The sequence below is a fragment of the Phaeocystidibacter marisrubri genome, from assembly GCF_008933165.1.
Lineage (GTDB): Bacteria > Bacteroidota > Bacteroidia > Flavobacteriales > Schleiferiaceae > Phaeocystidibacter > Phaeocystidibacter marisrubri.
The window spans coordinates 194663-219554 of sequence record NZ_WBVQ01000002.1; the positions used below are offsets into that span (position 1 = coordinate 194663).

The window sequence follows — 24892 nt, forward strand, 5'->3', positions numbered from 1 at the left end:
TTCACCACCTAATCTCGAATTCACCATGGAAAGTATTAACTGGTTTGCCATTCTACTCGCCACACTCTCATCCTTTGTACTTGGATTTATTTGGTACAACCCGAAAGTTTTTGGTACGGCTTGGGCTAAAGCCGCAGGGATTGATATGGAAGATCCTGAAGCGCGAAAGGGAATGGGTAAAATCTTCGGAATGGCCTTCCTATTCGCCTTCATTATGGCCACCTTCGCCTCCTACTTCCTCTACAACCATATGGGTTCTCTGGAAGAGGTACTGCGCGTTTCCGGACTCTATCTCGGGTTTGGAATTATAGCGATGAATACCGGTGTAACGGGCATGTATGAAAGAAAATCACTCGTGTACATCCTCATCAACGGAGGTTACCAAATCGTCAGTTTAATGATCTTTGGACTGATCTTCTATGCCATGTCTTAAGGCGCCACAACAGTAATAGGGCCGGCTGAAATCGTATTGCTTTTATGTCCGGCTCTATCAACCACCCAAATGGAATAAGTGACCGACTGCGATGTACTTCCGTCGGTGATAATGGTGTTGGGCAATGTGAAGATGAGTGTTCCTTTAATAGGCACTTCATCACCACCGGGCACCAGAGATTTGATGCGATAGGAATACTCCAAATCGATTCGATTATCGAGTACAAAGAGATTCTTCACATCGGGCTCGTTTTCCCCTAAGTCGCCATCTCCATCCTCATAGTCGATTTCAAAACGAATGCTATCCTGAAGGGCAACAACCGTAGATGGCCCTACCCTTTTCAAGGTCAAGTTCGGCTTAATTTCTAAATCCAATTCACTCGTGCAAGCTGAGAAAAGGACTAGTGTGAACAAAATGAATGCTACCCTTTTCATTGGACGACAAATGAAGCTAGAATTCTAAAATAGAACGGAGAGTTATCGTTTGGAAACTCTACTGTTGTTGGATTATCAGTGTCCCGAACGTAGTATCTAAACCAGACCGTATCTCCGGGTGTAAATTGATTCGAATTGAATTGTAATGCATGTGCTACCCCACCAAATGGAGTGGCTGTAATGGATGTAGCATTCGAAAAATCGAACTCGTCGTACGCAAACTTGCCTGTATTCACCAACAGATCATTTACGGAAGTACTGTCATCTTCTACCAAAACATACATGGTATACGGTTGATTGTTGGTTAAGAGAACCGGAGATAAATTACCATTCATCCGAACGGTGTCCACTCTATTTTGCTGCGCATCAAAAAGAGCAAAACCGTTGATACTGGGAAGTTGATTGGGATATATCGCTGGAACGCCATCTGCATTTGGTGCACCATCGTTGATCCATTGAATAACCCACCCTATTTCTTCTGATGAAAGAGGTTCCGCATAGAGCGGCATTCTTCCTATCACTTCATCTGTGGTGACCAACCGTTCATGTAACCAGGATTCCGTGTGCTTTCCGGGCAACACTCTAAAATCAAAGTCGCCATTGTCGTTATTTTTAGTCACTGGATGATACACCAAAGTTTGGTAGGTAGACTCCACCGTTCTGAAGTCGGGCTCAAACGAACCATCGTGACAAGTTGGATTAGCGCATTTAACTGAGAAAATGTACTTGTGCAGCCCGACGATGGTAGCAGGATCAACGGTATCTGGATATTCCACCACCGGGTCCTGAATGTCAAATGGATTGGGAGAATCATCTTCCTTGGTACACATGACGAGCCCAAAAATCGATATCCATACGGCGATATACTTCAGTGCTCTGATCATACGTAAGCCTCTTGAAGTACACGTCCAGGTAGAATTCCACTCACTTCCGAACCGAAGCCCAAAGCATCGGCAATAGTTGGAACGATATCAATACTCTCTCCTGTTACTGTTTGGATACTCTGATTGGCCTGAACAATACCCGCTGGCCCCAGCATCAAACAGAAGATTTCGCGAGATACGGCGTCGTCAGTAGTGTGATCTAGAGCGGCACGACCATTCACATCAACGATGGTATTTGGATTCGCATTCCTTCCAATTTCGGGAGCCACAATCAACAGAGTGTCATTGGCCATTCCCGGTGTATTTTGAATGGTATTCCAAAGGTGAGCAACCGCCCAATCGGCTCGCCTGAGATTATCGCAATAGCCTGTAAAATTGGTATGTGCCACATCCACCCCAAACATATTCACCACCAATAATTCGGGCTTAAATTCCTTCAATATCTCTTCGGCATAAAACACGTTTAGCATATCTCCATTCATGCCACTCGGAACACTCCATGGGTTGATATGCTGCCCAGATTGTGCGGCTTGAACCATTTGAGAAAGGAAAGCCTGAATCTGTTCACGTCCTTCTACGGTGTTCTCTAAACCAGCGGCTGCCGAAAATGGAATATCGAATTGTGAATTAGAAAAATGTGTTAACCTCTCTAATTCACTTTGAATGTCGGGATCGATGGAAAACTCAGGTCCCAAAGCATCCAAACTACTCCCTTGAAACAACTGCGTTGGTGCAATTTGATTGGCTCCATATGCTGGACCATAATTCGGATGTGTGCTGTAATTGAGGAGCGGATATAAGTTGTTGGAATGAGACACCCACCATGCATTGGTTGCCGAAGTGGAAGGTGAGTTGTGCTTTCGGTACAATTCAAAGATCGTGGGCATATCAGGAGCAGCTCGCAGATTCAATGCCGTAGACGTATGCTGACCAGTAAGTGCCGTAGTATGACCGTTGTAATGTCCGGTGGGTCCCGATGAAAACCGGAATTCACGGAACAAGGTTCCCATGGATTGCATGGAGGAGGATAGCGGTGACGAGGGTAAATTCGACATACTTCCCACCAAATCTGAACTGATGGCTTCGCTTCCACTAAGGATATTTGGCATGAGGTTTCCCTCTGCCTTTTGAACACTCTCCCAGTTCCGAACTCCTCCTGCAAAAAGACAAAACACAACGTGATTCACTTTTCGAGCGCCTGTCGCCGCAAAGAGTCGACCCGAAGGTAGGATGTACGGTAAACCTGCCACTCCCAAGGCGGTAAGACTCCCTTTCTTGATAAATTCTCTCCGGTTCATGACTCAGTAGTATCTGTATTCATCCGATGTTAGCAGCACATAGGCCAGATGCTTGACTTCTAAATCGGGGTTATCGGACATCCAATTCACGTAATACCAACGTTCCATTTCATCTGGATACCTCGATAAATAGCGCTGAAATAAAGTATTGACCAATCCCTCAGGGTTTGCTGTCCACTCCGATTGTGGTGGCAAATCTGCTTGTACATCATTCAAGAAACGCCAAGTTAAACGATCAATAATCACCTGTTTATCCCCAAAAGAATTGTAGGTATTTGAGAGGGTTTGAAGTTCAGATTGGGTGATACTCTGACCAAAGACATCTGAGTACATTATACTCATTAATTGAAGGTCCGACTTCCTTCTGCTCTTCTCCGCATGGTCATCTGAAACTTCAACGGGATCAACTTCATACTGATTCACCTCAACCTTGGTACAGGCTGAAGCGATGAGAAGAACCGACAGGTAGAGGTAGAAGTGTTTCATTGGAAGAAGTATTCATCGGTAGACATCACACGAGCGCGCATTCCCATAAAATCATCGTCGGCTTCGAATAGAGCCTGCTGATATTGCCGTTCACTTGAACGGGGTTCGCGAAACAAATAATTCGAAAACACGTAGCGTACTTGTCCCTCAGAGTAGGCTGCTGATTCAAAGAATATCTTCAAATAATCCCCCTTCCCTTCTCCGCTTTGCAAGAAAAGCACATCTCGAAACCCCTCTACCATTCGCTTGGCAGATTGAAGTTCATATTGAGTCGGATATCGATAAAAGAAATGATCAAAGCTTGATACGACGAAGTTTTCAGATCCCATATTGATATCGTCATATATAGGATTATCAATGGCGTATTGATGTAGTTCTGCGTGTGAATACGCCCCTGAATGCAGACTATCTACAGCATAGTGAATTCGTTCCAATCGATCTATTTCCATCTGATAGAGGAACCACTGATTGGGTGGAGCTCCTTGCATCAAGGTTTCTAAATTCGAAATTAATTGAACGACATAGGTCGTATCTACACTTTCAAGAAGCTCAGATCGAATGTCATCCCAGCGTTTGACGGAAGCACTTCTACTGTTGTGAAGGGAGCTAACAAATTGATAGCGAAGCGAAGAATCTCTTGGATTTGGGTCGATGATAGAACGAGCTGCGTCAGACTCACTTGCGGTTGGCTTGCGACCTAAAACCGTAATATACACACGTTCAATATACTGGTTTCGAACCTCGTAAGACACTGTTAAATCATCAGGAGGTGAGTTGCCAACAACGGTATTCAGCACTTCCTTTTTACAGGAAAGCACGGTTAAAACAAGTAAACAGAAAACGGCAACACTTCTCATCTTCAAGACAATAATTGCAAAAGTTACGAAGTGGCGACCAAAGTCTTGAAAGAAACTAGCTACACTAGAGCAACTCAAGCAGTTCAGAAAGTTGGCGAATCTCTGCTGACACCTTGTCTGAGTGCTGCATTCCATCTGGGTTAAAGAACACTTGATGCATTCCCACTCTCCGCGCCCCGCGAATATCAGCGTCCAGATTATCTCCAATCATCACAGAATACTTTCGCTCTGCCCCTGCGGACTTAAGCGCATGAAGAAAGATCTTAGGATCGGGCTTATTTACTCCAACTTCCTCCGATGTGATGACACTTTTAAAGAAAGGTTTAAGTCCAGATTTTTCGAGCTTGATATCTTGAACTTCACTAAAGCCATTGGTGATGATGTGCATTTCATAGGACTTCCCAAGGTGTTCTAGCACATCCAGAGTACTTGGAAACAAATGGGTTTTATGCGGAGAACGCTTGATGTATTCTGCTTCCATTCGATGGGACAACTCGGGGTGTTCCACATCAAACCGACGAAGGGAGTCTAAGAATCGAGTAGTTCTCAGAGTTTCCTTATCAATCTCACCTGAACGATACATTGCCCACTTTTCGTCATTCACCAGCTCGTAGGTTTCGATGAATTCCTCCACACGTTGCACACCGTGCTCATTCAAACGCATTTCGTGGAATAAATCCGAAAGAGTCTCTCTGCTGTTGGTCTTAAAATCCCACAGGGTGTGGTCTAGATCGAAAAAGAGGTGAGTGATATTTCGCATAGCGCAAAGGTGCAAATTACTGCGGAGGATGCAGGAAGAAATCGTCGGGAAATCCAATCAAATACACCTGCTCGCTTGAGCGTGTAAAGGCCGTGTAGAGCCACCTGAGGTATTCGAGATCCACCTCTCCTTCTGGCAACCACGGGTGTTCAATGAATACGTGTTTCCATTGACCGCCTTGGGCTTTGTGACCGATTGCAGTTAATTACTACCATATCGACGAATACTGAGGTCCAGACACTCATGTTCGAATTTAGGAAACGGGCCCGGTTATCAATTGGAACCGAGCAGAATTAAACGAGATCACAAACTAAATATCATCCGGAATTTTCACACATAAAGCCTCCAGTCCATTGTTCATATACATAACTCGACGGATGGGATCTATAGTGACTCTGCCTTCAAGATTGCCTAAGTGTTCAACTCGACTTGATTCCAGAACTCGCTCACCAGTATGAACATCTATTACAGCTAATTCTGTGGTAGTAAAAAATAGCTTGCCCTCAAAATATGTGAACCGATCTTCGATGCCAAAATCTAAATCTTTCCTGAGCCAAGAAATTGATCCATCTTCAATGCTTAATCCCATTATTTCATGAGCCGGTCCTTTTATCAACATAGTATTACCATTGATATAGAAATCTCCTTCATAAAATTGTAACGGGAATGATGCCTTTACTGAATTGAAGTCTTGAGACCAAATTGTGTTTCCTGTGGCCAAATCAAGTGCCACAGCGTGATTGCGAAGGAGGCCATAAACTACTCCTCTCTCTACTTTCAATGGAATCACTCCTGACCCTTCAACAAAATCCATATTTCGCCACAGAAGTGTATCTGCCGTCAAGTTGTAAGCGAATATATCTGTTCGATCTGAGCTTCCCGTAATACTTCGATTCTTCCAAACTACCACTTCATCACCATTGGTCAATGTGCCAAAACCCATAGAATCAAAGCCTGGTTTGTATCTATCCGTGCGCGTAAAAGCATACACCGTATCCCAGTCTCGAGAATCTACCGGAGTACGCATAATCGCTGCGCTGTTATTCGTAGGATTCATTCCATCATATTCAAAACCTCTGTACAAAAAACCATCGCTCACATAAATCAATGGCGAATTATCACCCGCAGGTCCATGCCATTGAGTTTGATGGGTCTCCATATTAATGCAATCCACGGATCGTTGACCACTCAAGAATAAATATTGCCCCTCGTGTGCCATGGATTCATCGAGATAGGTAAATGGTCCATCTGAAAAGTCCGTCCAATAATCACGAATCTCTCCAGTGGCAGTATCTAAAAAAACCACTGGGGAACGCACAGTATTCACTACACGATCAGAACTGAATACTACAACATCTTTATACATCACCGGATTTATAGAAGACATCCTCAATCGTTTATTCTCCAATAAAGATGTGCGCCAAACCACTTCTAATTTCGGTGGGCCGCTGAGCAAATTAACTTCATCATCATGTTTAGAGCATGAAGACAAAAGTGTTAGAGCTATCCATAAAAATGTGAGCATCATCTTCATCTTCTATACAATCTGAATTCCTTACCTCTCCTCCCATTGAACAACAGATTTAGTTTAGCTTTTGTCTCATCGCAATTCCTAGCCTGCATATGGTTAGTTTTTTCCATTCGTTCAGCTAGAGCCCCTGGATAATCCAGTTGAGAGGCCAATGTCACCACCCCATCGTTGGGTTCCTCAACAACAATCTGGTTAAAATTTGGAGTAGCCATACAACCTGTCCCCAGAATAGTACCACATTGCGCTGGATCATTAACTACATAAGGTGGACGACTTGAGCAGCGACATGTGTAGGTGTTATTAAATAGAATCGTATCTCGCCTCGCCCCAATGAAGCGTTTCCATCTCAAATTAGCGCTGCCTAAAAATTGATAAGCGTGTTTAAACGTATTGGCATCATCTTGTAATCCATATCTACTTTGCCAAATTGGAATCACTCCTCTAGCAACCATATTCCAATAATCGTCATACAGATATTGGTAGTAAGCTCTCTTAAACTTGTAATTCAAAATCAGCGAGTTAATGAAAACCGTCATTTCATCATCTTCATTTAATGAAAACGGATCATTGAACAACATCGATCCTGAAAGCGAAGTGTCGCTAGTATAGGTCATTGTGTGAAGGACTCGCCAAAAGACAGGTTCTTCCTCCACACCTGCAATGGTCACAACTTTCATGGTATCCGATTGAGCGTCCGTATTCAATATTGACAAGCTCGGTGCTCCAACCGCATAATCTTGACCTACAGGTTTGCGAATGGCATCAACAATTATGGGTAATACTAAGCCTTCGAACCCTGAACATGCGCCTTTTGCAAACTTCTGAACCACGTCGGAGGTCAAAAGAAAATTCAAATACCACTTCGAGTGTCTTATCTCGGTTAGCTTAGCGGCAGTCAACTTCCGACATCCTTCTTCTATCCACTTTTGGACATCTCCGTTACTCGGACGAGTGGAATTTATGATATAAGCACCGCCATGTGGTGAGTCAAAAGTGGCAAAAGCACCAAACTGCGAAGGATTGATTGAGGAGTAGTGCAAATTGTTATACCGAATGGCTCTCAATACGATTCCACCCTGACTATGTGCTATTGCAAAGTTTTTACTTACTGGAAGGGTGTCGCGCCGAGCTACTGCCACCCGCCATTGTTCCATGATGTTATTGTTCACAAAACTGCCAAGCTGAAATATCCTCAAGTTCTCCCTTCCCGAATAGTCAACAGCCAGTCCCTCAGTAATTCGCTCAGGATAGCCTTGTATTGGGTTTCCAGTTTGATTTTCAGTTGAAGCTTGAACCCTATTCCAAGATTGAACATCACCAGCCAATCCGTGAACCCAAAAAACCAATTTTGGAATTGTTGTATCCGGTGGGGTAGAAAAGGTAATAGGCTGAGTATTTTCATTTAAGGGGTCTTCAAATGAAAGAGAACTGTCTTGAATCACTGTGAACTGTGCCTGTAGAGTAAAAGTGAGGAAGAATGAGAGTATAGATACTGTGTATTTCATGGCTACAAGACTTATTTTTTGCTAATTGTTTCCATGTAAACTCCGTTTTGAGTGTATACGAGAATAAGCAACACTCCTGATGGATAGGATGTACCATTCAATTCAATCACACCATTATTAGCCTTTGCTTCTTTGTGTGAATGAATAACATTTCCCAAATAATCTCTGATTTGCACTAACCTTACTTCATCATCGGCAATTCCTTTCAATACTACTTCGTATTCATTCTCAATTGGATTCGGATGGATCTGAATGAAAGCTTGATCAGTGTATTTAGGCACTATGGAATTTGGATCTTCCAAAACGTGATTGCTAAATTCTGAGTATGTACTAAATGTAACTGGCGTTTGGAGATCTGTTCTTGTGATTTCTTCTATTCGAACACTCTCCACGTATCCATAAGGCGCAAACAACTGAAACCATTGCTGCGTTACAATTCGCTCATTCTCTATACTATAAGCTGTTTCTATCTTCAACTCTTGTGGATAGAAGGTCATTGTACGATCCTTCCAAGTCAATGTAAATGCACGATCTGAAAGTTCAATCAAACTTGCTCCACCTTCTTGTGCTTTAGAAACAAACTCGTCTTTAACATCTGGGAAAAACATCATTATCGGCAGATATCCCAATCGATCGGTTTCCTCTGTTATTTCAATTTGTTCACGGACTTCTATATCCGAATATGGAAAATGAAAAACTTGTTCTCCATCGGTGTATCCGTAACTTCCTCTAGGTGTATACAAAAGTAAATCTGGAGAAGAAATCCAATCTTCGAGTTCAGTGGAGCTGAGAACTTCAACTTGAAAGAATCTTTCATCGAGATTGTTAATACCTTGAGATACGACCATCTGACTCTCTAGTTGTTTCAACATATCACGTTCAGAGACATCAATATCATTAGGAGAAAGCCCCTGTTTTAAATAAGGTACGGTCTGTTCATGTACCTCGAACCTAAAGCGCACAACCGTACTATCTGTAATTATATCGCGCGTTGATTGTGCGCAACTGAATTTGCCTACACCAACTATGGCGAAAAGCACAAGTATTGCCTTCATAATAAATCATTCTATGGGTTGTTCACGGGTTTATTTTCTATCCGCTATTTTTATCGTTACAAATTTAACAAGAAGTGAATATTCATTTTCGCAGCTGAAGCGAAGCAACCGAAGGTTTTTCGCACCGTTCTTCAATATTTTATCTCAAGTTTCGCATCTGATGCAAAAGCAAGCACTCTGAGCTAATTCTTTCGCATTAAATGCGAATATTTCTTCACCCAATTAACCCAAGATGAAAAACAAAATAGCTCTAGATCACTTTCAGAAATCATTCATACAGCTTTATAAAGCAAAGCTCGGGACACATACCAATCTTGCTGAAAAGCTGAGTTCAGATTTAAACACCTCTCTAGCATGTGCCTACCGCAAGATTAATGGAAAGACAAAGCTCACTCTCAGTGATGTGATGCACTTGAGTTCTAAGTATCTAATATCTACTGACTATGCCATGCAATCAAACTCAAACAATGTTGTACTCTTCAACCGATCGGAGAAGATTAGGAAGGAGCAAGACATGATAATTTACTTTGAAAAAATATTGAATGATCTACAAGAGTTAACGCTCTTTCCAAACGCAACACTGTACTATTCGGCTCGTGATCTCCCTCTATTTCACTACTTCAAATATCCGAACCTTAGCATTTTTAAATTACAAGTATGGATACGCAGTCAAGCAGTTTCCGCAGCTCATCTTCATCATGTATTTCAACCAGAGGAAATCTCAAATAGACTATCTCAACTTTCGTCAGAAATAGCTAATACTTACAACAAACTATCAACTATAGAACTTTGGACTACGAGAACGCTGTCAAATGTGTTAGAGCAAATCAAATATTGCTACTACTCAGGACACATTCTGCGTCCTACAGCCCTTAGTATTATAGACGATGTCTTAAAAATGATCGATGATTGTGAGTATAGGACGAAACAGAATCAAAAGCGAGCAAGATACCGTACCGAAGTCTATTTATGTGATTATATAATGATGGCGAACGGAGCGTTGGCTAATATCAATTCGAATAGAAAAGCTTGGATTGCCTACTCTGGCATCGAACTGATAAGTACGAATGATGAGGCGTTTTGTCGTGATTTTGAAACTGCCTTTCTTTCTCACATGAATATGGGTGTACAAATTTCTGGTAGTGCAGCTCGTCAACGTTCATCATTCTTTAGCCAATTAAGAATGCATGTCAATGAAGTTCTTCAAATAGTGAAATAAAAATAAATTACTGCGGAGGATGCAGGAAGAAATCGTCGGGAAATCCAATCAAATACACCTGCTCGCTTGAGCGTGTAAAGGCCGTGTAGAGCCACCTGAGGTATTCGAGATCTACCTCTCCTTCTGGCAACCACGGGTGTTCAATGAATACGTGTTTCCATTGACCGCCTTGGGCTTTGTGACCAGTAACGGCGTAAGAGAACTTCACCTGAAGTGCGTTGAAGAAAGGGTCATTCTTTACTCGCTCCATGCGCTTTGACCTAGAAGGTTCATCGGCGTAATCATCGCAAACGCCTTGGAAGAGTTGATCGTGTGCTTCTTTGCTCAAAGACGGCCCTTCATAGTCTAGCACATCCAATATGAGCTTGGTTTCAAAAGGTTCTTCATCGGGAAAGTCGGGCAACCGGACAGTAGCATCCACAAAACTCAATCCGTGAATCTCCATGGAATTTCTCAATTCCAATACTTCTACAATATCTCCATTTGCCAAAAAGCCTGCCCTACTCTTGCTCGGCAACCAGAAGTAGTTGTTTCTAACTACCATGAGGTAATCTCCCGTTGCCACTCTGTCCTCTCTCCAATGAACTCTTGAACGAATCTGACGATTGTACATATTGGCTCGCTTGTTCGATCGAACAATGACCACGACGTTCTCAAGACCTTCATTATTGGCGTTATTCAAGGCCTCTTCAATCATATAGCCATCGTATAATCGATGTACATCGGCTGTTTCTTCTATTTTGGGAGAAGACACATCCACTTGAAGTTGGCGGAGTTGCGTTGCATTCTTCAACACTCCAGATTCGGCAGCCTGACGCATGACCTCAGTGAGTTCTGCCAGGTAGACTTCCTTGCCGTAATATCCAAGAACTGTGGGGTCAAGCGCTGGCGACGTATCGTAATGTACAGGAGGAAGCTGGGCCGTGTCCCCAATCAGCATCAGCTTATTTCCCGAGCCCATCTGGACGAACATCAATAAATCCTCGAGTAGAGAGTTTCTCGAAACTTCAATGGTCGCATCGGAAATCATCGAAGCTTCATCCACAATAAACAGGGTATTACTCGCTCTATTGGGACGAAGTCCAAACATCATCCCTCCCCCCGGTGAGCGCTGAGGAATGTAGATCGCCTTGTGAATGGTGTAGGCTCTTTCTCCGGAATAGCTCGCCATCACCTTTGCGGCTCGACCTGTAGGCGACAAGAGTACAGTTTTGAAATCGAGAGGAGGTAGCGTTTTGGTAAGAGATCGAACCAATGTCGTTTTCCCTGTACCCGCATAACCTTTTAATACGTACACCACATCCTTGCGGTCATCGCATAGAAATTCTGCCATTGAACCCAACGCGGCATCTTGATCCGACGTTGGTTCAAAAGGAAAGTTAGCACGAAGCTGATGCGCTATTTCAGAAGGTTTTACATCCATAGGAGAATCTTGGCAATTTAAGTGCCTCAGAAACCTTCTACCAACTTTATCCGTTGAAAAAAAATTGTAGTTTTGTCAGCGTTCGAAAACCACTCTTATTAAGGCTATGAACGGAAAAATCATTCTTGCAATTCGCGCGGCGCTATTGCTTTTGGCAGTCTTCTTGTGTTTCAAGATCTATCGTGTGATCATGGAACCTATTGAATTTGAGAGAATTCAAACGAAGCGTGAAAATGTAGCTAAGCAGCGTCTAGAGCTCATCCGCGATGCACAAAAGGTGTACAAAGGAATTTACGGAACATACGTTCCGAACTTGGACAATCTTGTTGCTTTTGTAGACACCGGTATGGTGAACATCGAGGAACGCAAGGATTCCAGCTACATGGCTTACAGTAAGGTTTACCAAAAAGACATGTTGAAAGACACGGTCATTCGTCGTGTTATTGGTCAAGAATCCGTGAGAAGCAAGATGGACTTGTCTCCAGATTTCGACCCTATGGAAGAAATGTACTACGTTCCGTTCAATGAGAACAAAGTGCCTATTTCTTTGGAAGCTTCTCAAATCATGAAGAACCGTCAGTACATGCCGGTTTTCGAAGCGGCCATCAAAAACGAAGATCTCTTTGCCGATTACTACAAATCCGGCGAATATTCATACTTCCTCGATAAGCTGAAAAACGACTATTTGGCTATCGGATCACTCACAGAAGTTTCTTTGAGTGGTAACTGGAAATAATAGCATCATCACTCGCGGAGAATTTATTGACCCTGCGATTGAACAATTATCTTCGAAAGAAGGAGAACTGTCCATCTTCCAAGCGGGAGATGGACTTTCTTTTTCATTGGCACACAAGCCAACAGGTCGCATCGTTCTACTTGCTGAGTACGAACTCTCGTCTGATCCCAACGCTGTATTGGAATTGCTCAAACAATTCAACGAACCTTTTGGGTCGTATAAAATGGGATGGAAAAGCAACCTGAACACGTGGATTCCCAAGGCACTGTTTGACGAAAGTAAGTTTTCGACATATTCAGAGGCCACTCTCGGCAAGGGGAATTTTGCTTTTACAGAAATGGATGAAATGGAATCCGTTCTCATTCACGAGCGCATCCCCGCTCAATTGGAACGCGTAGCTGAGGTGTATTCCAACCTGCTCGCACTTCCCGATGCAGGAATACACGCCACCGCGATTACACGCCACTGGAAAACGCGTCCTGGTCAGCACATGTACATTGACTACAACCCTGGAGCACTGAGCGTTACTGCGGTTTCTAATGGATCGTTGTTGCTTCAAAACACATACGCTATTCAATCGGAAGATGACGCGTTGTACTACGTCCTTTTCGCCTACGAGCAATTGAAGTTCAATCAAGATGAAGTGCCGATGAAAGTGAGTGGTCCACTCACCGAGAATTTCGGACTGTGGAGTACTTTATCCAAGTACATCCGAAACATAGAGTGGATGGAATTCACCGGAAATATTCATCCTTCCAATGCCATTCCCATTGTAGAACTTCGCACCAACGCAGCATTAATTCAACTTCATTCATGCGGATAATTAGCGGCAGACACAGAGGTAAGATCATCAAAGCTCCGGCAAAACTCCCCGTTCGTCCTACTACGGATATAGCGAAAGAGAGCTTGTTCAACATCTTGATGAACTGGTACAATTTGAATGAAGTAGAGGTACTCGACCTCTTTGCTGGGACGGGCAACTTGAGCTACGAATTCGTTTCCAGAGGAGCGCGTAAGGTGGTGGCTGTCGACATCAACCCGGGCTGCACCAAGTTCATCGAAAAAACTGCTGAACAACTGGGCTACTCAGAAATTGAAGTACTGAAAGGCGATGCACTGAAGTTCGCCCAACGCACCTTGAATAAGTACGATATTGTCATTGCCGATCCTCCCTACGAATGGGAAGGCCATCATGAGCTGATCGAAGCGGTTTTATCTAAGGGTCTGCTCCGCAAAGGAGGAGTATTCGTGCTTGAACACGGCATGGAAAACGATTTTTCTGATCATCCTGATTTGCTAGACACTCGCAAGTACGGCAGTGTACACTTCGCTATTTTCGGAGAAGAATCAGAGAATTAACCTACATTTTCGGAAAGCCAGTCAACTAGATTTCGAATGGCCCTTCCCCGATGACTCATGGTATTCTTCTCTTTGGAAGTCATTTGAGCAAAGCTTCTCGTTTCACCTTCTGGACGAAAGATGGGATCGTATCCAAAACCACCGTCCCCAACTGGACTCTCAAGAATAGCACCTCGAACCACTCCATCAAAAGTGTGGATGTCTCCATCTAAGAACAGACAGATCGCGGTTCTGAACTGAGCACCTCTATTCGGATTGCCGTGAAGTTCATCAATCAACTTCATCATGTTGGCTCTTGAGTCTTTGGCTGGCCCAGCGTATCGTGCGCTGTATACTCCTGGAGCACCGTCTAATGCGTCAACTTCCAGCCCGGTGTCATCGGCAAAACACGACATATTGTAGGTTCTATAGATAAACTCTGCCTTCTGGCGAGCATTGCCGTCTAGGGTAACTGCCGTTTCATTCAACTCTTCCGTATGTCCAATATCCGCCAAGCTCACCAATTCAATTCCCTCGGGCATGAGCTCTTGAACTTCCTTCAGTTTATTCTCGTTTTGCGTTGCGAATACTAGTTTCATAATACTGTTTTGAATGTCAACGGTAGCATCGGTTCTATTGTTCAAACCATTCACCGTTTCAAATGTACCACTCACCGACATCGCTTACCTAATTTCTTCCCCACCTTGTGACATTTGACTCATCAACTAAAACCGTGAGTCATGAAAACCTTTCTATTTATCCTAGCCTTTGCAATGGGAACAACTCTATCTGCGACATCTACCGCTCCACAACTGCCCGCCCCCATAAGTGTACAAATGGTGCAATGGAAAATGGAGCGCGCTAACAAACTGGTAGTATTCAACTACATCAACCCTCTAAAAGCTGATTTACAATTGAGCATTTACGGTCCCAATGGAGAACGTATCCATCTTCAAAAATTAAACGGAACAGAGAACACCAATTTGGGATTAGACCTCAGCGAGATGAGCCATGGGGAATACAGAATCACCTTAGAAAGCGGCCAATTTCTTCTATCTGACGAAATTGTAGAGCTATATTAATTTCCCTCGCTATCTTCAAACTGTGAAGTCCCTCAAAAAACAACTCATCGATGTGATCATCAGCATAGGATTGGCACTGTTGTACAATCTTGTGGGTGGTATCATTCTCTCTGCGTCAAGCAATTGGGGACAGATGAATTTTGGGGCGCTTTACATCGACGTCATCTTCTTCTTTCTCCTCTTGAAGATGCTTCGTTTTATGAGAAGGCAAAATCCAGCAAAAGCAGGGGTATCAAGTCCACTTCGCGTCATTCTCAATCGAATTGGAATCCTCTTCTTGCTGATCGTCTTTCTTCTTGGACCTGTCTTTAAATTGAAAGTAGCCACTGGAGATTACTTCACTTATGTAGCCAATAGCGTCATTTACTTGCACATCACCGTAGCATCCGTCATTATGTTGGTGTACGTTGGATTGGACCTAGGCTACGAATTGATGGATAGTTGGCGAAAAGCAGAGGCCGAAAAGGAAAAACTTCACCGCCTCCACACCCAAGCGCAGTTTGAAAACTTAAAAGCTCAAGTCAACCCGCATTTTCTATTTAACAGTCTCAATACCCTATCTTCTCTTATTGTAGAAGATGGAGACAGAGCCCGACAATTCGTTCGTCAGCTCTCAACCGTTTATCGGTACATCCTAGAAAATCGCGAAAACGACCTAGTAGAACTAGAAAGGGAAAAATCGCTATTTGATTCCTTTGTGTACCTCTGTCAAACTCGATTTGAAGAAAACTTCATCGTGCATGCCGAATGGCCAGAAAACCTAAATCAGTGGTCCATTCCACCGATGACTCTTCAAATTCTGGTTGAAAACGCGATCAAGCACAATGTCATTTCAAAGCAAAAGCCGCTTACACTTTGGGTGAATTATGATGAAGGCATCTTAAGCGTAGGCAATACCAATCAACCTAGAAGACAACTGGATTCAGGAACAGGATTTGGACTGAAGAACATCCGTGAGCGCTTTCATCAATTGAGCGACAAGGAGGTTTCAATTATCAATCAGGACGGTAACTTTGTTGTACAACTTCCACTCATCCCAAGATCGTGATTAGAGCGCTTATCATAGAAGACGAACCTCATGCACAGAGAGAACTTCAACGTTTGTTAGAAGATCTTTCACAAAGCGTATCCGTGGTTGCCATTGCTGATAGTGTGGAGGAAGCCATTGTTGTTATTGAAGCCCATCGGGAAGTGGATATTATCTTCATGGATATTCAATTATCAGACGGATTGAGCTTTGACATCTTTGAACGTATTGAGGTTACTTCTCCAGTCGTTTTCACTACGGCCTTTGACGAGTATGCCATTCGAGCATTTAAGGTGAACAGTGTGGATTATCTGTTAAAGCCAATTATGCCCGAAGCCCTTCAGGCGGCGGTAGACAAATTTGTACAGCACTCCAACCCCAAAGTTGATTTTGAAAAGTTGATTGCGGCCTTTACTCCTGCAAAATCGAGTTACCGAGAGCGGTGGGCTGTTCGTGTTGGCGAAAAATTGAAACGCTTTACACAAGAAGACATTGCTTACTTCTACGCGGATGACGATGCTTTGTACCTTGTTCCAAATACGGGGCCCGCGGTAATTATTGAAGGTACCCTTCAACAAATGTGCGAAACACTCGACCCCAAACACTTCTTCCAAATCAGCAGAAAACTCATCATCTCCTACCCGTGTATTCAAAAGGTTGAAAAGTATGGGAGCTCTCAATACGCCTTAGAAGTTCATCCGTCCTTTCCTGAGCGTGTATTAGTGAGCAGAAGTAGAATGAAAGACTTTAATCAGTGGTTGAATCAATGAGAGCCTTGTTCAAATATATCAGTCTTCTCCTATTGGTCGCTTCTTGCCAAGATCCACTAGTTTTGAATATCGAGCAGATTCCGGTTGAAACCCCCATGAACGCACCTATTTACGTGGCTGGGAATTTTAATGGATGGAATCCTGGAGATCCGTCGTTCCAAGTAAAAAGAACGCCTACAGGAGGTGGAACCGTTGAAATCCCCAGAGGCATTGGTCATATTGAATTCAAGTTTACCAGAGGAGATTGGAATAGTGTGGAGGTAGATAGTTGTGGAAAAGACATCGACAATCGCTTCTTGGCCGACTTAGACATCTCTCAGCTAAACATTCGCATTCAACAATGGCAAGACCGAGCCAAGGTGATCTGCGATGGAATTGAACTATACATCCGAGTACCTGAGGAAACGGCCTTTCCGAATGAAATCTACCTATCTGGAGAGTTCAACAACTGGGAATTAGCCGATGATCAATACAGGGCGGTCCACTTGGGAGGTCAGAATTACAAAATCACCTTACCTTCTCGCTTGGCAGGATCAGCATACAAGATCAATAGAGGTACGTGGAACACTGTGGAAGTCTCTGCGAAAGGGGAAGACATCGAAGAGCGTCATCTCAACAAATCCGGTACACAGCGCATCCTCATTCAAAACTGGAAAGATCTGTGTATGCAAACCCATCCCTATCGCTACTTGTGCCTAGTTGAGCTTCCCGCCAATACGCCGGAGGATGCGGAATTCTACATGGCTTCGAGCATCAACGGTTGGAACCCTGCCGACGGGGTCTATAGATTCGAACGCATGGAGAACGGCACTCCGATCTTGCGTATCCCCATTCAATCTGAAAACATTGAATTCAAAATAACGCGGGGTGATGATTGGAAAACAGTGGAAGTGAATCGAGATGGTTATGAAATCAGCAACCGCATACTGCCATTTGGAATAAAGGATACCATCCCGATTCGAGTAGAGGGATGGAATGATTTGTAATCACAAGGTGCTCTCAGCGCGGCGAATCGCCCACCTATCCTTGTAGTCTATCCAATCTTGCCCTCCGATTTTTCTCGCTACATTATCGATTTGGCGCATCACAGCCACGTTGTACAGCCCTTTCAACTTGCTAGAAAACCTGCTGTCTAAAGCGCGTAAGGAAAGCGAAAAACTCGGTGTCAAATACTTCATGTAATGCCACCATCCCGAAGGCATGAACAGGGTATCACCATGACCTAAATGGGCTTCCAACCCCTTCACATTCGCAAGCGCTGGCCACTTTTCAAAATCTGGATTATCAATGTCGATATCCTCTACATTGTGGACCGCAAATGGGATTTTGTAAAGTTCCTTCTTGTATTTGTGATCAAATAGAATCGCCTTCTTCTCCCCCACAAAATTTGTATGGAAAACGTGACTCATATCGATGTCATAGTGCAAGAAAACATTCGAACCCTCTCCTCCAAAGAACATCATAGGAAACGATTTCAAAACGCGAGGTGCCCATTCAGGTGCGGTAAAATCATCACAAAGTTCAGGAACATACTTGAAGATATTGTAGAGGAAAATTCGCAATTCCGTTGGACCGCTCTCCAGAATGTCAATGTAGTCCGACATCTTCATTTCGGCAATCGGTTCATTCACCTTCTTCGAATAATCTACTTTTGAGTTATCATAAAGAGGTACGATATGATCTCCTGCCACGGAGCGAATGAAATCCATATCCCACTTTTCTAAAGCCGGCCAACCATTCGCGAAATCTTCTAGAATAACGGGTCGCTTGGGTCGTAAATATTCCCGAACAAAGGTTTCCTTATCCAGACCTTTTACCCGAGGAATGGGTTCTAATTCAAATCCCATTTAAGTTTGGTTTATCTTCAACAGGTTTAATAGAGAAGGTTACTCTAACGATGAATATACGTCAAATTCCATACATTCTTGGACCCGCTTTATTCGGACTTTCTACCTACCTGCCTTCCCATGCGTTTAGCGAACCTGAAAAGCTAATGGTGGGTGTTTTAGCTTGGATGCTAGTATGGTGGATAACAGAAATCGTCAACTTGGCGGTTACAGCATTGCTTCCCATTTTGCTGCTTCCTGCCACCGGAGTTTTGCCGTTAAAGGAAGTAACACAATCCTATGGTCATCCGTTGATCTATCTATTCTTTGGAGGCTTTGTACTCGCTCTAGCGATCGAAAAGTGGAATTTGCACAGGAGAATTGCGCTGTGGATCATCCGAAGTATTGGCGCTTCCCCCAAAAGAATCTTATTGGGTTTTATGCTTGCCACTGCTTTTTTGAGCGCCTGGATTTCCAATACGGCAACCACAGTGATGATGTTACCTATGGTTCTCAGTGTGATTCAATTGCTCCAAAAGGCGGGGTTTGAAGATCACAAGACGAACATTGCCTTGCTGGTAGGAACCGCATGGGCTGCGAATATCGGCGGAATGTCAACCTTAATAGGCACACCTCCCAACCTCGTTTTCACAGGGTTTTATCAAGCTGAACTAGGCGTAGAAATTTCCTTTGCTGAATGGCTCAAAGTAGGCCTACCGATAGCGGCAACCCTATTTGCGATGGCCTATTTCATCTTGACCTTAATTTTGGGAAAAGGGTCGAAGACGAACCAAAGTATCAAAGCCTACTTTAACCGAGAATGGGATAAATTGGGTCCACTGGATGGACCCGAGAGAAAAGTAGCAATTGTATTTGCATCCACCGCTGCATTGTGGATTTTCCGCCCCAATATCCTAGAATTTATCCCAATTCCCGAATTCACAGATACAAGCGTTGCGATTTTGTCGGCCTTAGTTCTATTCGTAATCCCTGCTCATTCCGACAAACCGCTTTTGGTATGGAAAGACACTCGAAAGCTCGCTTGGGGAATCTTGGTGCTATTTGGAGGTGGAATGGCGCTTGCTCAAGGGATGAATGCCTCTGGACTACTGTCCCATGTGACCGACCTATTTTCAGATCAGTCGGAGTCATCCATGTTGTTCTGGATCTTATCGATGGCCGTCCTAGGCGTTTGGGCAACGGAAGTCATGAGTAATATGGCGCTCGTGGCAGCCATGATGCCCATCGTTGCCGCGATATCCGTCGCGACCAATGTAGACTTCATGCTACTCGCACTTCCACTAACTCTTGGAGCCAGTTGTGCTTTCATGCTCCCCATGGCCACACCTCCCAACGCCATTGTTTTTGGCAGTGGTATGTTGAAGATCATCGACATGGTGAAAAGCGGAATCTGGATGAACATGGCAGCAACCCTAGTTATTACTGCCATTGTCTATGTGATGTCCCTCTTTCTTTAAACCGGAGCAATCACCTGGTGGCGTTCCTCTATGAGTTTTTCCGGCACAGAGGCGCGAACGGCTGCCGCAATTTTCTCAATGACGCCAATTTTCAATTGGGTTCTACTGTAAACCACACTGATCTCGCGAGTGGGACGTGGTTCCGCAATCGGCTTGATCATAGAGCTCAAGCTTTCAGGTAAATCCAATGCCGTTAGATAAGGCAATAGCGTCATACCATATCCTTGTTGAGCTAAGCGGATAAGAGTGTCAAAATTCCCAGACTCCAATCGGACAGGCTTTTCTTCACGAAGTGTGGATTGATCACACAAATTGAGTACGCTGTTTCGGAAACAATGCCCCTCGTTCAACAGTAGTAGATCATTGATATCGAGTTCACTATTCGTGATAAACTTCTCCTTGCCCAGTCTGTGATTCTCAGGAATAAAAGCCATAAAAGGTTCAAAATACAGAGGCATTTCAATGATTCCGCGCTCATCCAGTGGTGTTGCGAGAATTCCCGCATCCAATTGATCCTTACGCAGTCTTTCAATGATGGTATCCGTTTGTAATTCTTCAATCACAAAGCGAACTTGAGGCAAGATCTTTCTAATTCTTGGCAGCACGCGATGCAGCAAGTATGGAGCAACCGTTGGAATAACTCCTAAATAAAACTCGCCCTCATAATGGCCCATCGCCTCTTGAGTAATCTGCTCAATTCTCCCCATTTCATGGAGAACTACGCGGGCTTGCTCAATAATTCGCTTGCCAATTTCGGTAGGGGTTACCGGCTGCTTCGATCGATCAAAAACCAGTACACCAAGCTCTTCCTCCAGTTTGTGAACCTGCATGGAAAGTGTGGGTTGGGTGACATGGCAAGCTTCTGCGGCTCTTGCAAAATGTCGGTGATTGTCGAGTTCTACTATGTAGTGAAGCTGAACGGTTGTCATTTCAATTTGCCTTGATCGTCTATAATGATTTCAAAGTTATTGAAACTATTTATTAGACCGCCTAAAAAAGCCAACGAAATGGCAGCGGGAGATTCACTTTTCTAAGGTGGTAGTAATTGTCTTCTCTCGCTCCAAATCCGGCATAGAACTTTCGGATGCCTGGAACATTACTGCCTTCAAAATCGAAGCATTTTAAATGCCCGGATTGATAGACGAGATATTCATTGATCAGATAAGTAAGTGCATGTGTATCTCGCCCAAATTCATCGGTTGCAGTAAACAGCAGCGTAGCTCTTCCCTTGTATTCCATGATGAATGCTCCGGCTGTGGCCGAGTTGTGTTCGTCGTGAATGGTCCAAACTCGCCCTGCTTTCTTGTGAATCAGGACATGCATTAAGTGTGTCATCTTCTGGTAGAAATCGTCAGACACACTGTACTTATTCGCTTGATTCTCCTTGAACAATCGGATGAGTACTTCCGGCGGATCGTACTCGAAGATCTTGAAATTCTGCTTCTGGGCTTTCTTTAAGTTTCGCTTGGTTTGAGAAGAGAAACGACGATAGATTCCCTCATACGTATCCTCCAATTCCAAGAGCAAATTTACCTGCTCACTCTTCTTCCAAGAGGAATCGAGCTCTTCCACTGCATTGGACGAATTGGTGAACACATCCATCAACTTGTACTTTGATGGGATGGCTTCTAAAAATGCTTTGAATCGATCGGGATCGTCGGCTTTTTCCCCTGTGAGGCCCAATTGCTGAACCCCGGTGGGTCGGAAGATATAGGGAACCGAATATTTAGACCGATATACTAAAGGCATTACGGCTTCGTAGTCGTTCAACACCAGTGCATCCCAGTCTTCTCCTAAAATATCGAGATACCAAGATGTGGAGTACACCAATCCATTCTCAGCGCGATGGACGCACGCATCCCATTTATCCGTGTCTAAGTCAGCAGCTTTTACGTATCTAATCATGCTTTTGCGTAGGAGAGCAGGTTATCATAAACGTCGTTCCAGCCTTCCCACTCAGGAGAAGCCTCTGAGAAAATGCGATTGTGCCAAACAGAAATCAAATGCCCATCTACATCTTTCACCGCATCTACAATAGGCTTGAAGTGATCCATTGCTTCAGCTGCTGGAATGTTCTGATAGTAAATCAGCGTTCCGTCCATCATAGCAAAAGGATACATAGTGAGTTTCAATTCAACCTCCATTTCCAAATCATAGAAAGGATACGGCGTACAAATACCCGCTCTAAAGCCGAGCTCCCCAGCATATCCCATGGTGTAATCCTCTTCAATCCCAAAGTCTACCAAGTCTCTAAATGTTTGAGGCATGGTGAGTTTGAGGAAGTGTTGCCTACTTCGCTTAACCGGCATCCGAAGCGCTTCTTCCAATCCCCTAATCTCTTTCTGCAACACTCTATGCGATTTGTGAGAACCGTAGCTAGGGTGAATTCCTACGGGATAAAAATCGTTGATGGATCGAACGACTTCATGTAACCTCCTGCTATACATCGGAATGTTTCTATCGTACTCCCCAAATTCACTGAAGAGCATGAAATACAATGCAGGAACACGGTGCTTTTCTACCAACTGACGTTGCAATTCGAAGGTGTCGTAGGGGTCTTTCATCAATCCTAGGATGGATCTGGCTCGCTTCAGAGCATTCGAAAAATCGAAGGAAGCAAAGTCTTTCGCAAATCCTCCAATGGTTCTAAAACCACCTTTCCCTTTGTAGGCGTAGAGGTTATCTACATCAATAGACGAAGTATACGTGTATTTTGTTCCCGAGAATTGCCATCCTGAATGCGATGCCTGTAGGACATCTTTCAACCACAAAGCCCAGTGATTCACCACCGGTTTTTGTAGAAACCCATGCTGATATGCCAAGCTTTCCGTCGCTGGGTATCGATCGTGTTGATCACTGATGTGCGGCAGATATTCTTCATATCTACTCACCAAGTAAAACGATGCAGCAAAAACGTCGAAGGGCAATGCACTCTGAGACGAAGTCTGGAAAAAATAGGGAAGCCCGTCCTCTCTCTTCGACACATTGATGTCTTGTTCACTGATATCCTTCTCTTGCAGCAATTCCACATTAAAGATGGAAGGTACATCCTCTAACTTGGCCCGACCGTAAATGAGTCGAGGGCCTTCATAGGCCTCGAAATCTGACCAGTTATCTGTAATGGTAACTCCTTGAGCTTTTAGCACATCTCGAAGCAAAAGCAAAATGGCATAACGAACTCTAGGAGTGATTACTTCTGCATATACCCTCATAATACGAAGATGAGAAATTCACTCTGCTCTACGGCGAAGACCTTCATAAAAAAGGCGAGTTAATTCATAATCCGGTTGTCTGCTCTTTGCAGAAAACGCAGGAAAGTCGGAATAAAAAGAACCGCGAATGGACAGTGGAACAAATAGATGTCGTTGATGAATGGCGATCCAAAATTTCCATTCACGATCGGAGGTTGGTGGATTAGATTTCCATCGCTTACACAGGGGTGTTTCGCGATATTCGGAAGGCGCTTCTGTGCGTGACAACCAAGCTTCCGACTCTTTTAAGGCACGCTTCTCGGCTACGGCATCAATGCGTTCCACATAGGCCTTCAGAAACATCCACTTGTTGAACTCAGCCATGGCCAAGGACCAACTTCCATTTGCACGTGTATGTAGTAAATCCGTACTCATTCAGAAGCCTTTCAAAATGGCGTTTAACATGCGCGCTGCACTTCTCCCATCTCCATACAGTTCTGGGAATTTCGTAGGGGGATTGCTTAAAAACTCGCGGGCAACCTCATTTAGTTTTTGTCCATTTGCATCGGTGAGTATGGCCGAACCTGTAGCTACAATTTCCTCCCACTCCGATTCAGCTCTTGGAATGACCACGCCCTTTTTGAAGTAGTAGGCCTCTTTCTGCAAGCCCCCAGAATCAGTGATTACCACACCTGCATGCTTCAACATGCCAACAATACCCCTGTAACTGAGAGGTGCAAGGAACAAACACGACTCCTCTTGAAGGAGCTCCATGATATCACTTGGAATTTTTGAAGCAGTTCGTGGATGGACAGGAAATACAACGGGATAGTCTTCTGCCAATTGAGCCACACCTGTAAGAATAGATCTCAACCTCGAAATGTCATCCGTATTGAAATTCCGATGCAAGGTGAGAAGGGCATAGGGTTTATTGGAAGGGAGTGTTTTCAATTCTGCCGGTCGATCGTTCACTTGCTCCCCCATTTCCATCGCAACATCGAGCATGATATCTCCTGTGTTGAGTACACATGGATGGGAAGGAGAATACTGAGCAGGAAGTTTTCCTATCCCCTCCTTCATCAGGTTGGCAATGGAATCATCCGAAGGACAAAACAACCAAGACGAAAGGGCGTCTGTCAGTTTTCGATTGATTTCTTCGGGCATGGAATAGTTATACGAACGCAACCCCGCTTCTACGTGAGCAATTCGCACTCCCAACTTAGACGCAACCAAGGCACCAGCCAAAGTAGTGTTAGTGTCTCCATACACCACGAGAACATCCGGTTTCTCGGTTTCAAAAACACGTTCCAAAGCCGACATGATAGCTCCGGTCTGTGCACCATGAGAATCACTTCCTATGTTCAGGTTATACTTCGGCTCGGGAATACCCAGCTCTTTGAAAAAGACGTCCGACATTTTCACGTCGTAGTGTTGGCCACTGTGAACCAATATCTCATCAAACTCAGAACTGGCTCTAAACGCCTTAGAAAGAGCCGATGCCTTAATAAACTGTGGCCTTGCGCCAACTAAATTGATAACCTTTATCACACTAGTCTTCT

At 44.0% G+C, this 24892-nt stretch carries 28 protein-coding genes; 10 read left to right on the forward strand and 18 right to left on the reverse strand.

The features are described from left to right. Positions 1–25 precede the first annotated feature (25 nt). Positions 26–433, forward strand: a complete 408-nt coding sequence (locus F8C82_RS08225) for a DUF1761 domain-containing protein (protein WP_151693111.1) — start codon at positions 26–28, stop codon at positions 431–433. Here the strand turns inward: F8C82_RS08225 and F8C82_RS08230 are convergent. The 10 genes from F8C82_RS08230 to F8C82_RS08275 all read right to left on the reverse strand — a co-directional run bounded on the left by F8C82_RS08230 (position 430) and on the right by F8C82_RS08275 (position 9060). Beyond that, positions 430–867 (reverse strand): hypothetical protein, encoded by a 438-nt coding sequence (locus tag F8C82_RS08230; RefSeq protein ID WP_151693112.1) that lies wholly within the window; start codon positions 865–867, stop codon positions 430–432. The two genes, F8C82_RS08225 and F8C82_RS08230, sit on opposite strands and share 4 nt — an antisense overlap. Then, positions 864–1751: a hypothetical protein gene (locus tag F8C82_RS08235; protein ID WP_170266199.1), complete on the reverse strand. Its 888-nt coding sequence runs from the start codon at positions 1749–1751 to the stop codon at positions 864–866. The genes F8C82_RS08230 and F8C82_RS08235 overlap by 4 nt, the downstream gene beginning before the upstream one ends. Next, a complete protein-coding gene (locus tag F8C82_RS08240) occupies positions 1748–3049 on the reverse strand; it encodes a hypothetical protein (protein ID WP_151693114.1) in 1302 nt (433 codons plus the stop codon). The genes F8C82_RS08235 and F8C82_RS08240 overlap by 4 nt, the downstream gene beginning before the upstream one ends. A gap of 3 nt (positions 3050–3052) precedes the next feature. Next, on the reverse strand, positions 3053–3535 hold the full coding sequence (locus tag F8C82_RS08245) for a hypothetical protein (RefSeq protein ID WP_151693115.1): 483 nt from the start codon (positions 3533–3535) through the stop codon (positions 3053–3055). Continuing rightward, positions 3532–4392 (reverse strand): hypothetical protein, encoded by an 861-nt coding sequence (locus tag F8C82_RS08250; RefSeq protein WP_151693116.1) that lies wholly within the window; start codon positions 4390–4392, stop codon positions 3532–3534. The genes F8C82_RS08245 and F8C82_RS08250 overlap by 4 nt, the downstream gene beginning before the upstream one ends. A 64-nt stretch (positions 4393–4456) precedes the next feature. Next, positions 4457–5152 carry a YjjG family noncanonical pyrimidine nucleotidase gene (locus tag F8C82_RS08255; RefSeq protein WP_151693117.1) on the reverse strand — a complete coding sequence of 232 codons (696 nt, stop codon included), beginning with the start codon at positions 5150–5152 and terminating at the stop codon, positions 4457–4459. A 16-nt stretch (positions 5153–5168) separates the two neighbouring features. Next, positions 5169–5348 carry an ATP-binding domain-containing protein gene (locus tag F8C82_RS08260; RefSeq protein ID WP_151694066.1) on the reverse strand — a complete coding sequence of 60 codons (180 nt, stop codon included), beginning with the start codon at positions 5346–5348 and terminating at the stop codon, positions 5169–5171. Between the two features lie 114 nt (positions 5349–5462). Further along, a complete protein-coding gene (locus F8C82_RS08265; protein ID WP_170266200.1) occupies positions 5463–6539 on the reverse strand; it encodes an outer membrane protein assembly factor BamB family protein in 1077 nt (358 codons plus the stop codon). Between the two features lie 143 nt (positions 6540–6682). Beyond that, positions 6683–8188 carry an alpha/beta hydrolase family protein gene (locus F8C82_RS08270; RefSeq protein ID WP_151693119.1) on the reverse strand — a complete coding sequence of 502 codons (1506 nt, stop codon included), beginning with the start codon at positions 8186–8188 and terminating at the stop codon, positions 6683–6685. An 11-nt stretch (positions 8189–8199) separates the two neighbouring features. Beyond that, positions 8200–9060, reverse strand: a complete 861-nt coding sequence (locus F8C82_RS08275; protein ID WP_151693120.1) for a hypothetical protein — start codon at positions 9058–9060, stop codon at positions 8200–8202. Between the two features lie 415 nt (positions 9061–9475). Here F8C82_RS08275 and F8C82_RS08280 point away from each other — a divergent pair, with 415 nt between their 5' ends. After that, complete coding sequence (locus F8C82_RS08280; protein WP_151693121.1) at positions 9476–10462, forward strand: hypothetical protein; 987 nt, start codon at positions 9476–9478, stop codon at positions 10460–10462. Between the two features lie 7 nt (positions 10463–10469). Here F8C82_RS08280 and F8C82_RS08285 read toward each other — a convergent pair whose 3' ends face one another. Next, entirely contained in the window at positions 10470–11885 is a 1416-nt protein-coding gene (locus tag F8C82_RS08285; RefSeq protein ID WP_151693122.1) for an ATP-dependent DNA helicase, read from the reverse strand. A gap of 106 nt (positions 11886–11991) precedes the next feature. On the opposite strand from F8C82_RS08285, the gene F8C82_RS08290 reads away from it, so the two are divergent. Genes F8C82_RS08290 through F8C82_RS08300 form a run of 3 tightly spaced genes read left to right on the forward strand, consistent with a single transcriptional unit; the run spans position 11992 to position 13980 of the window. Then, on the forward strand, positions 11992–12621 hold the full coding sequence (locus tag F8C82_RS08290) for a hypothetical protein (RefSeq protein WP_151693123.1): 630 nt from the start codon (positions 11992–11994) through the stop codon (positions 12619–12621). Continuing rightward, positions 12605–13444: a DUF3822 family protein gene (locus tag F8C82_RS08295; protein ID WP_151693124.1), complete on the forward strand. Its 840-nt coding sequence runs from the start codon at positions 12605–12607 to the stop codon at positions 13442–13444. The genes F8C82_RS08290 and F8C82_RS08295 overlap by 17 nt, the downstream gene beginning before the upstream one ends. Further along, on the forward strand, positions 13435–13980 hold the full coding sequence (locus tag F8C82_RS08300; protein WP_151693125.1) for an RsmD family RNA methyltransferase: 546 nt from the start codon (positions 13435–13437) through the stop codon (positions 13978–13980). The genes F8C82_RS08295 and F8C82_RS08300 overlap by 10 nt, the downstream gene beginning before the upstream one ends. On the opposite strand, the gene rdgB is transcribed toward F8C82_RS08300, so the two are convergent. Beyond that, positions 13977–14558, reverse strand: a complete 582-nt coding sequence (gene rdgB, locus F8C82_RS08305) for an RdgB/HAM1 family non-canonical purine NTP pyrophosphatase (RefSeq protein ID WP_151694067.1) — start codon at positions 14556–14558, stop codon at positions 13977–13979. The two genes, F8C82_RS08300 and rdgB, sit on opposite strands and share 4 nt — an antisense overlap. A gap of 141 nt (positions 14559–14699) precedes the next feature. On the opposite strand from rdgB, the gene F8C82_RS08310 reads away from it, so the two are divergent. From F8C82_RS08310 to F8C82_RS08325, 4 genes are all read left to right on the forward strand, one after another. Further along, positions 14700–15041 (forward strand): hypothetical protein, encoded by a 342-nt coding sequence (locus tag F8C82_RS08310; RefSeq protein WP_151693126.1) that lies wholly within the window; start codon positions 14700–14702, stop codon positions 15039–15041. A gap of 22 nt (positions 15042–15063) precedes the next feature. After that, entirely contained in the window at positions 15064–16089 is a 1026-nt protein-coding gene (locus F8C82_RS08315) for a sensor histidine kinase (protein ID WP_151693127.1), read from the forward strand. Further along, on the forward strand, positions 16086–16838 hold the full coding sequence (locus F8C82_RS08320) for a LytR/AlgR family response regulator transcription factor (RefSeq protein ID WP_151693128.1): 753 nt from the start codon (positions 16086–16088) through the stop codon (positions 16836–16838). The genes F8C82_RS08315 and F8C82_RS08320 overlap by 4 nt, the downstream gene beginning before the upstream one ends. A 95-nt stretch (positions 16839–16933) precedes the next feature. Continuing rightward, on the forward strand, positions 16934–17824 hold the full coding sequence (locus F8C82_RS08325) for a hypothetical protein (protein ID WP_151693129.1): 891 nt from the start codon (positions 16934–16936) through the stop codon (positions 17822–17824). On the opposite strand, the gene F8C82_RS08330 is transcribed toward F8C82_RS08325, so the two are convergent. Continuing rightward, complete coding sequence (locus F8C82_RS08330; RefSeq protein ID WP_151693130.1) at positions 17825–18685, reverse strand: cupin-like domain-containing protein; 861 nt, start codon at positions 18683–18685, stop codon at positions 17825–17827. It lies immediately after the preceding gene. Positions 18686–18735: 50 nt separating this feature from the next. Between F8C82_RS08330 and F8C82_RS08335 the strand changes: the two genes are divergently transcribed. Further along, positions 18736–20142, forward strand: coding sequence for an SLC13 family permease (locus F8C82_RS08335; protein ID WP_151693131.1), 1407 nt, complete (start codon positions 18736–18738; stop codon positions 20140–20142). Here the strand turns inward: F8C82_RS08335 and F8C82_RS08340 are convergent. From F8C82_RS08340 to wecB, 5 genes are all read right to left on the reverse strand, one after another. Continuing rightward, entirely contained in the window at positions 20139–21071 is a 933-nt protein-coding gene (locus tag F8C82_RS08340; protein ID WP_151693132.1) for a LysR substrate-binding domain-containing protein, read from the reverse strand. The two genes, F8C82_RS08335 and F8C82_RS08340, sit on opposite strands and share 4 nt — an antisense overlap. A gap of 61 nt (positions 21072–21132) precedes the next feature. Continuing rightward, the gene (locus F8C82_RS08345) at positions 21133–22047 is read right to left on the reverse strand and encodes a hypothetical protein (protein ID WP_151693133.1); all 915 of its coding nucleotides are present in this window, start codon (positions 22045–22047) and stop codon (positions 21133–21135) included. Then, the gene (locus F8C82_RS08350) at positions 22044–23354 is read right to left on the reverse strand and encodes a polysaccharide deacetylase family protein (protein WP_151693134.1); all 1311 of its coding nucleotides are present in this window, start codon (positions 23352–23354) and stop codon (positions 22044–22046) included. The genes F8C82_RS08345 and F8C82_RS08350 overlap by 4 nt, the downstream gene beginning before the upstream one ends. Before the next feature lie 18 nt (positions 23355–23372). After that, positions 23373–23768, reverse strand: a complete 396-nt coding sequence (locus F8C82_RS08355; RefSeq protein ID WP_151693135.1) for a hypothetical protein — start codon at positions 23766–23768, stop codon at positions 23373–23375. Continuing rightward, positions 23769–24881, reverse strand: a complete 1113-nt coding sequence (gene wecB / locus F8C82_RS08360; RefSeq protein ID WP_170266201.1) for a non-hydrolyzing UDP-N-acetylglucosamine 2-epimerase — start codon at positions 24879–24881, stop codon at positions 23769–23771. It lies immediately after the preceding gene. Positions 24882–24892 lie beyond the last annotated feature (11 nt).

Excerpts from the sequence above, each read along its gene's own strand:
- F8C82_RS08325 (WP_151693129.1), top strand. The coding sequence starts at position 16,934 with ATGAACGCACCTATTTACGTGGCTGGGAATTTTAATGGATGGAATCCT.
- F8C82_RS08235 (WP_170266199.1), bottom strand. The coding sequence starts at position 1,751 with ATGATCAGAGCACTGAAGTATATCGCCGTATGGATATCGATTTTTGGG.
- F8C82_RS08240 (WP_151693114.1), bottom strand. The coding sequence starts at position 3,049 with ATGAACCGGAGAGAATTTATCAAGAAAGGGAGTCTTACCGCCTTGGGA.
- F8C82_RS08230 (WP_151693112.1), bottom strand. The coding sequence starts at position 867 with ATGAAAAGGGTAGCATTCATTTTGTTCACACTAGTCCTTTTCTCAGCT.
- F8C82_RS08345 (WP_151693133.1), bottom strand. The coding sequence starts at position 22,047 with ATGATTAGATACGTAAAAGCTGCTGACTTAGACACGGATAAATGGGAT.
- F8C82_RS08245 (WP_151693115.1), bottom strand. The coding sequence starts at position 3,535 with ATGAAACACTTCTACCTCTACCTGTCGGTTCTTCTCATCGCTTCAGCC.
- F8C82_RS08300 (WP_151693125.1), top strand. The coding sequence starts at position 13,435 with ATGCGGATAATTAGCGGCAGACACAGAGGTAAGATCATCAAAGCTCCG.
- F8C82_RS08270 (WP_151693119.1), bottom strand. The coding sequence starts at position 8,188 with ATGAAATACACAGTATCTATACTCTCATTCTTCCTCACTTTTACTCTA.
- F8C82_RS08280 (WP_151693121.1), top strand. The coding sequence starts at position 9,476 with ATGAAAAACAAAATAGCTCTAGATCACTTTCAGAAATCATTCATACAG.
- F8C82_RS08290 (WP_151693123.1), top strand. The coding sequence starts at position 11,992 with ATGAACGGAAAAATCATTCTTGCAATTCGCGCGGCGCTATTGCTTTTG.
- F8C82_RS08330 (WP_151693130.1), bottom strand. The coding sequence starts at position 18,685 with ATGGGATTTGAATTAGAACCCATTCCTCGGGTAAAAGGTCTGGATAAG.
- F8C82_RS08355 (WP_151693135.1), bottom strand. The coding sequence starts at position 23,768 with ATGAGTACGGATTTACTACATACACGTGCAAATGGAAGTTGGTCCTTG.
- F8C82_RS08310 (WP_151693126.1), top strand. The coding sequence starts at position 14,700 with ATGAAAACCTTTCTATTTATCCTAGCCTTTGCAATGGGAACAACTCTA.
- F8C82_RS08275 (WP_151693120.1), bottom strand. The coding sequence starts at position 9,060 with ATGTTGAAACAACTAGAGAGTCAGATGGTCGTATCTCAAGGTATTAAC.
- F8C82_RS08250 (WP_151693116.1), bottom strand. The coding sequence starts at position 4,392 with ATGAGAAGTGTTGCCGTTTTCTGTTTACTTGTTTTAACCGTGCTTTCC.
- F8C82_RS08285 (WP_151693122.1), bottom strand. The coding sequence starts at position 11,885 with ATGGATGTAAAACCTTCTGAAATAGCGCATCAGCTTCGTGCTAACTTT.
- F8C82_RS08265 (WP_170266200.1), bottom strand. The coding sequence starts at position 6,539 with ATGTCTTCTATAAATCCGGTGATGTATAAAGATGTTGTAGTATTCAGT.
- F8C82_RS08225 (WP_151693111.1), top strand. The coding sequence starts at position 26 with ATGGAAAGTATTAACTGGTTTGCCATTCTACTCGCCACACTCTCATCC.
- rdgB (WP_151694067.1), bottom strand. The coding sequence starts at position 14,558 with ATGAAACTAGTATTCGCAACGCAAAACGAGAATAAACTGAAGGAAGTT.
- F8C82_RS08340 (WP_151693132.1), bottom strand. The coding sequence starts at position 21,071 with ATGACAACCGTTCAGCTTCACTACATAGTAGAACTCGACAATCACCGA.
- F8C82_RS08350 (WP_151693134.1), bottom strand. The coding sequence starts at position 23,354 with ATGAGGGTATATGCAGAAGTAATCACTCCTAGAGTTCGTTATGCCATT.
- F8C82_RS08335 (WP_151693131.1), top strand. The coding sequence starts at position 18,736 with ATGAATATACGTCAAATTCCATACATTCTTGGACCCGCTTTATTCGGA.
- F8C82_RS08255 (WP_151693117.1), bottom strand. The coding sequence starts at position 5,152 with ATGCGAAATATCACTCACCTCTTTTTCGATCTAGACCACACCCTGTGG.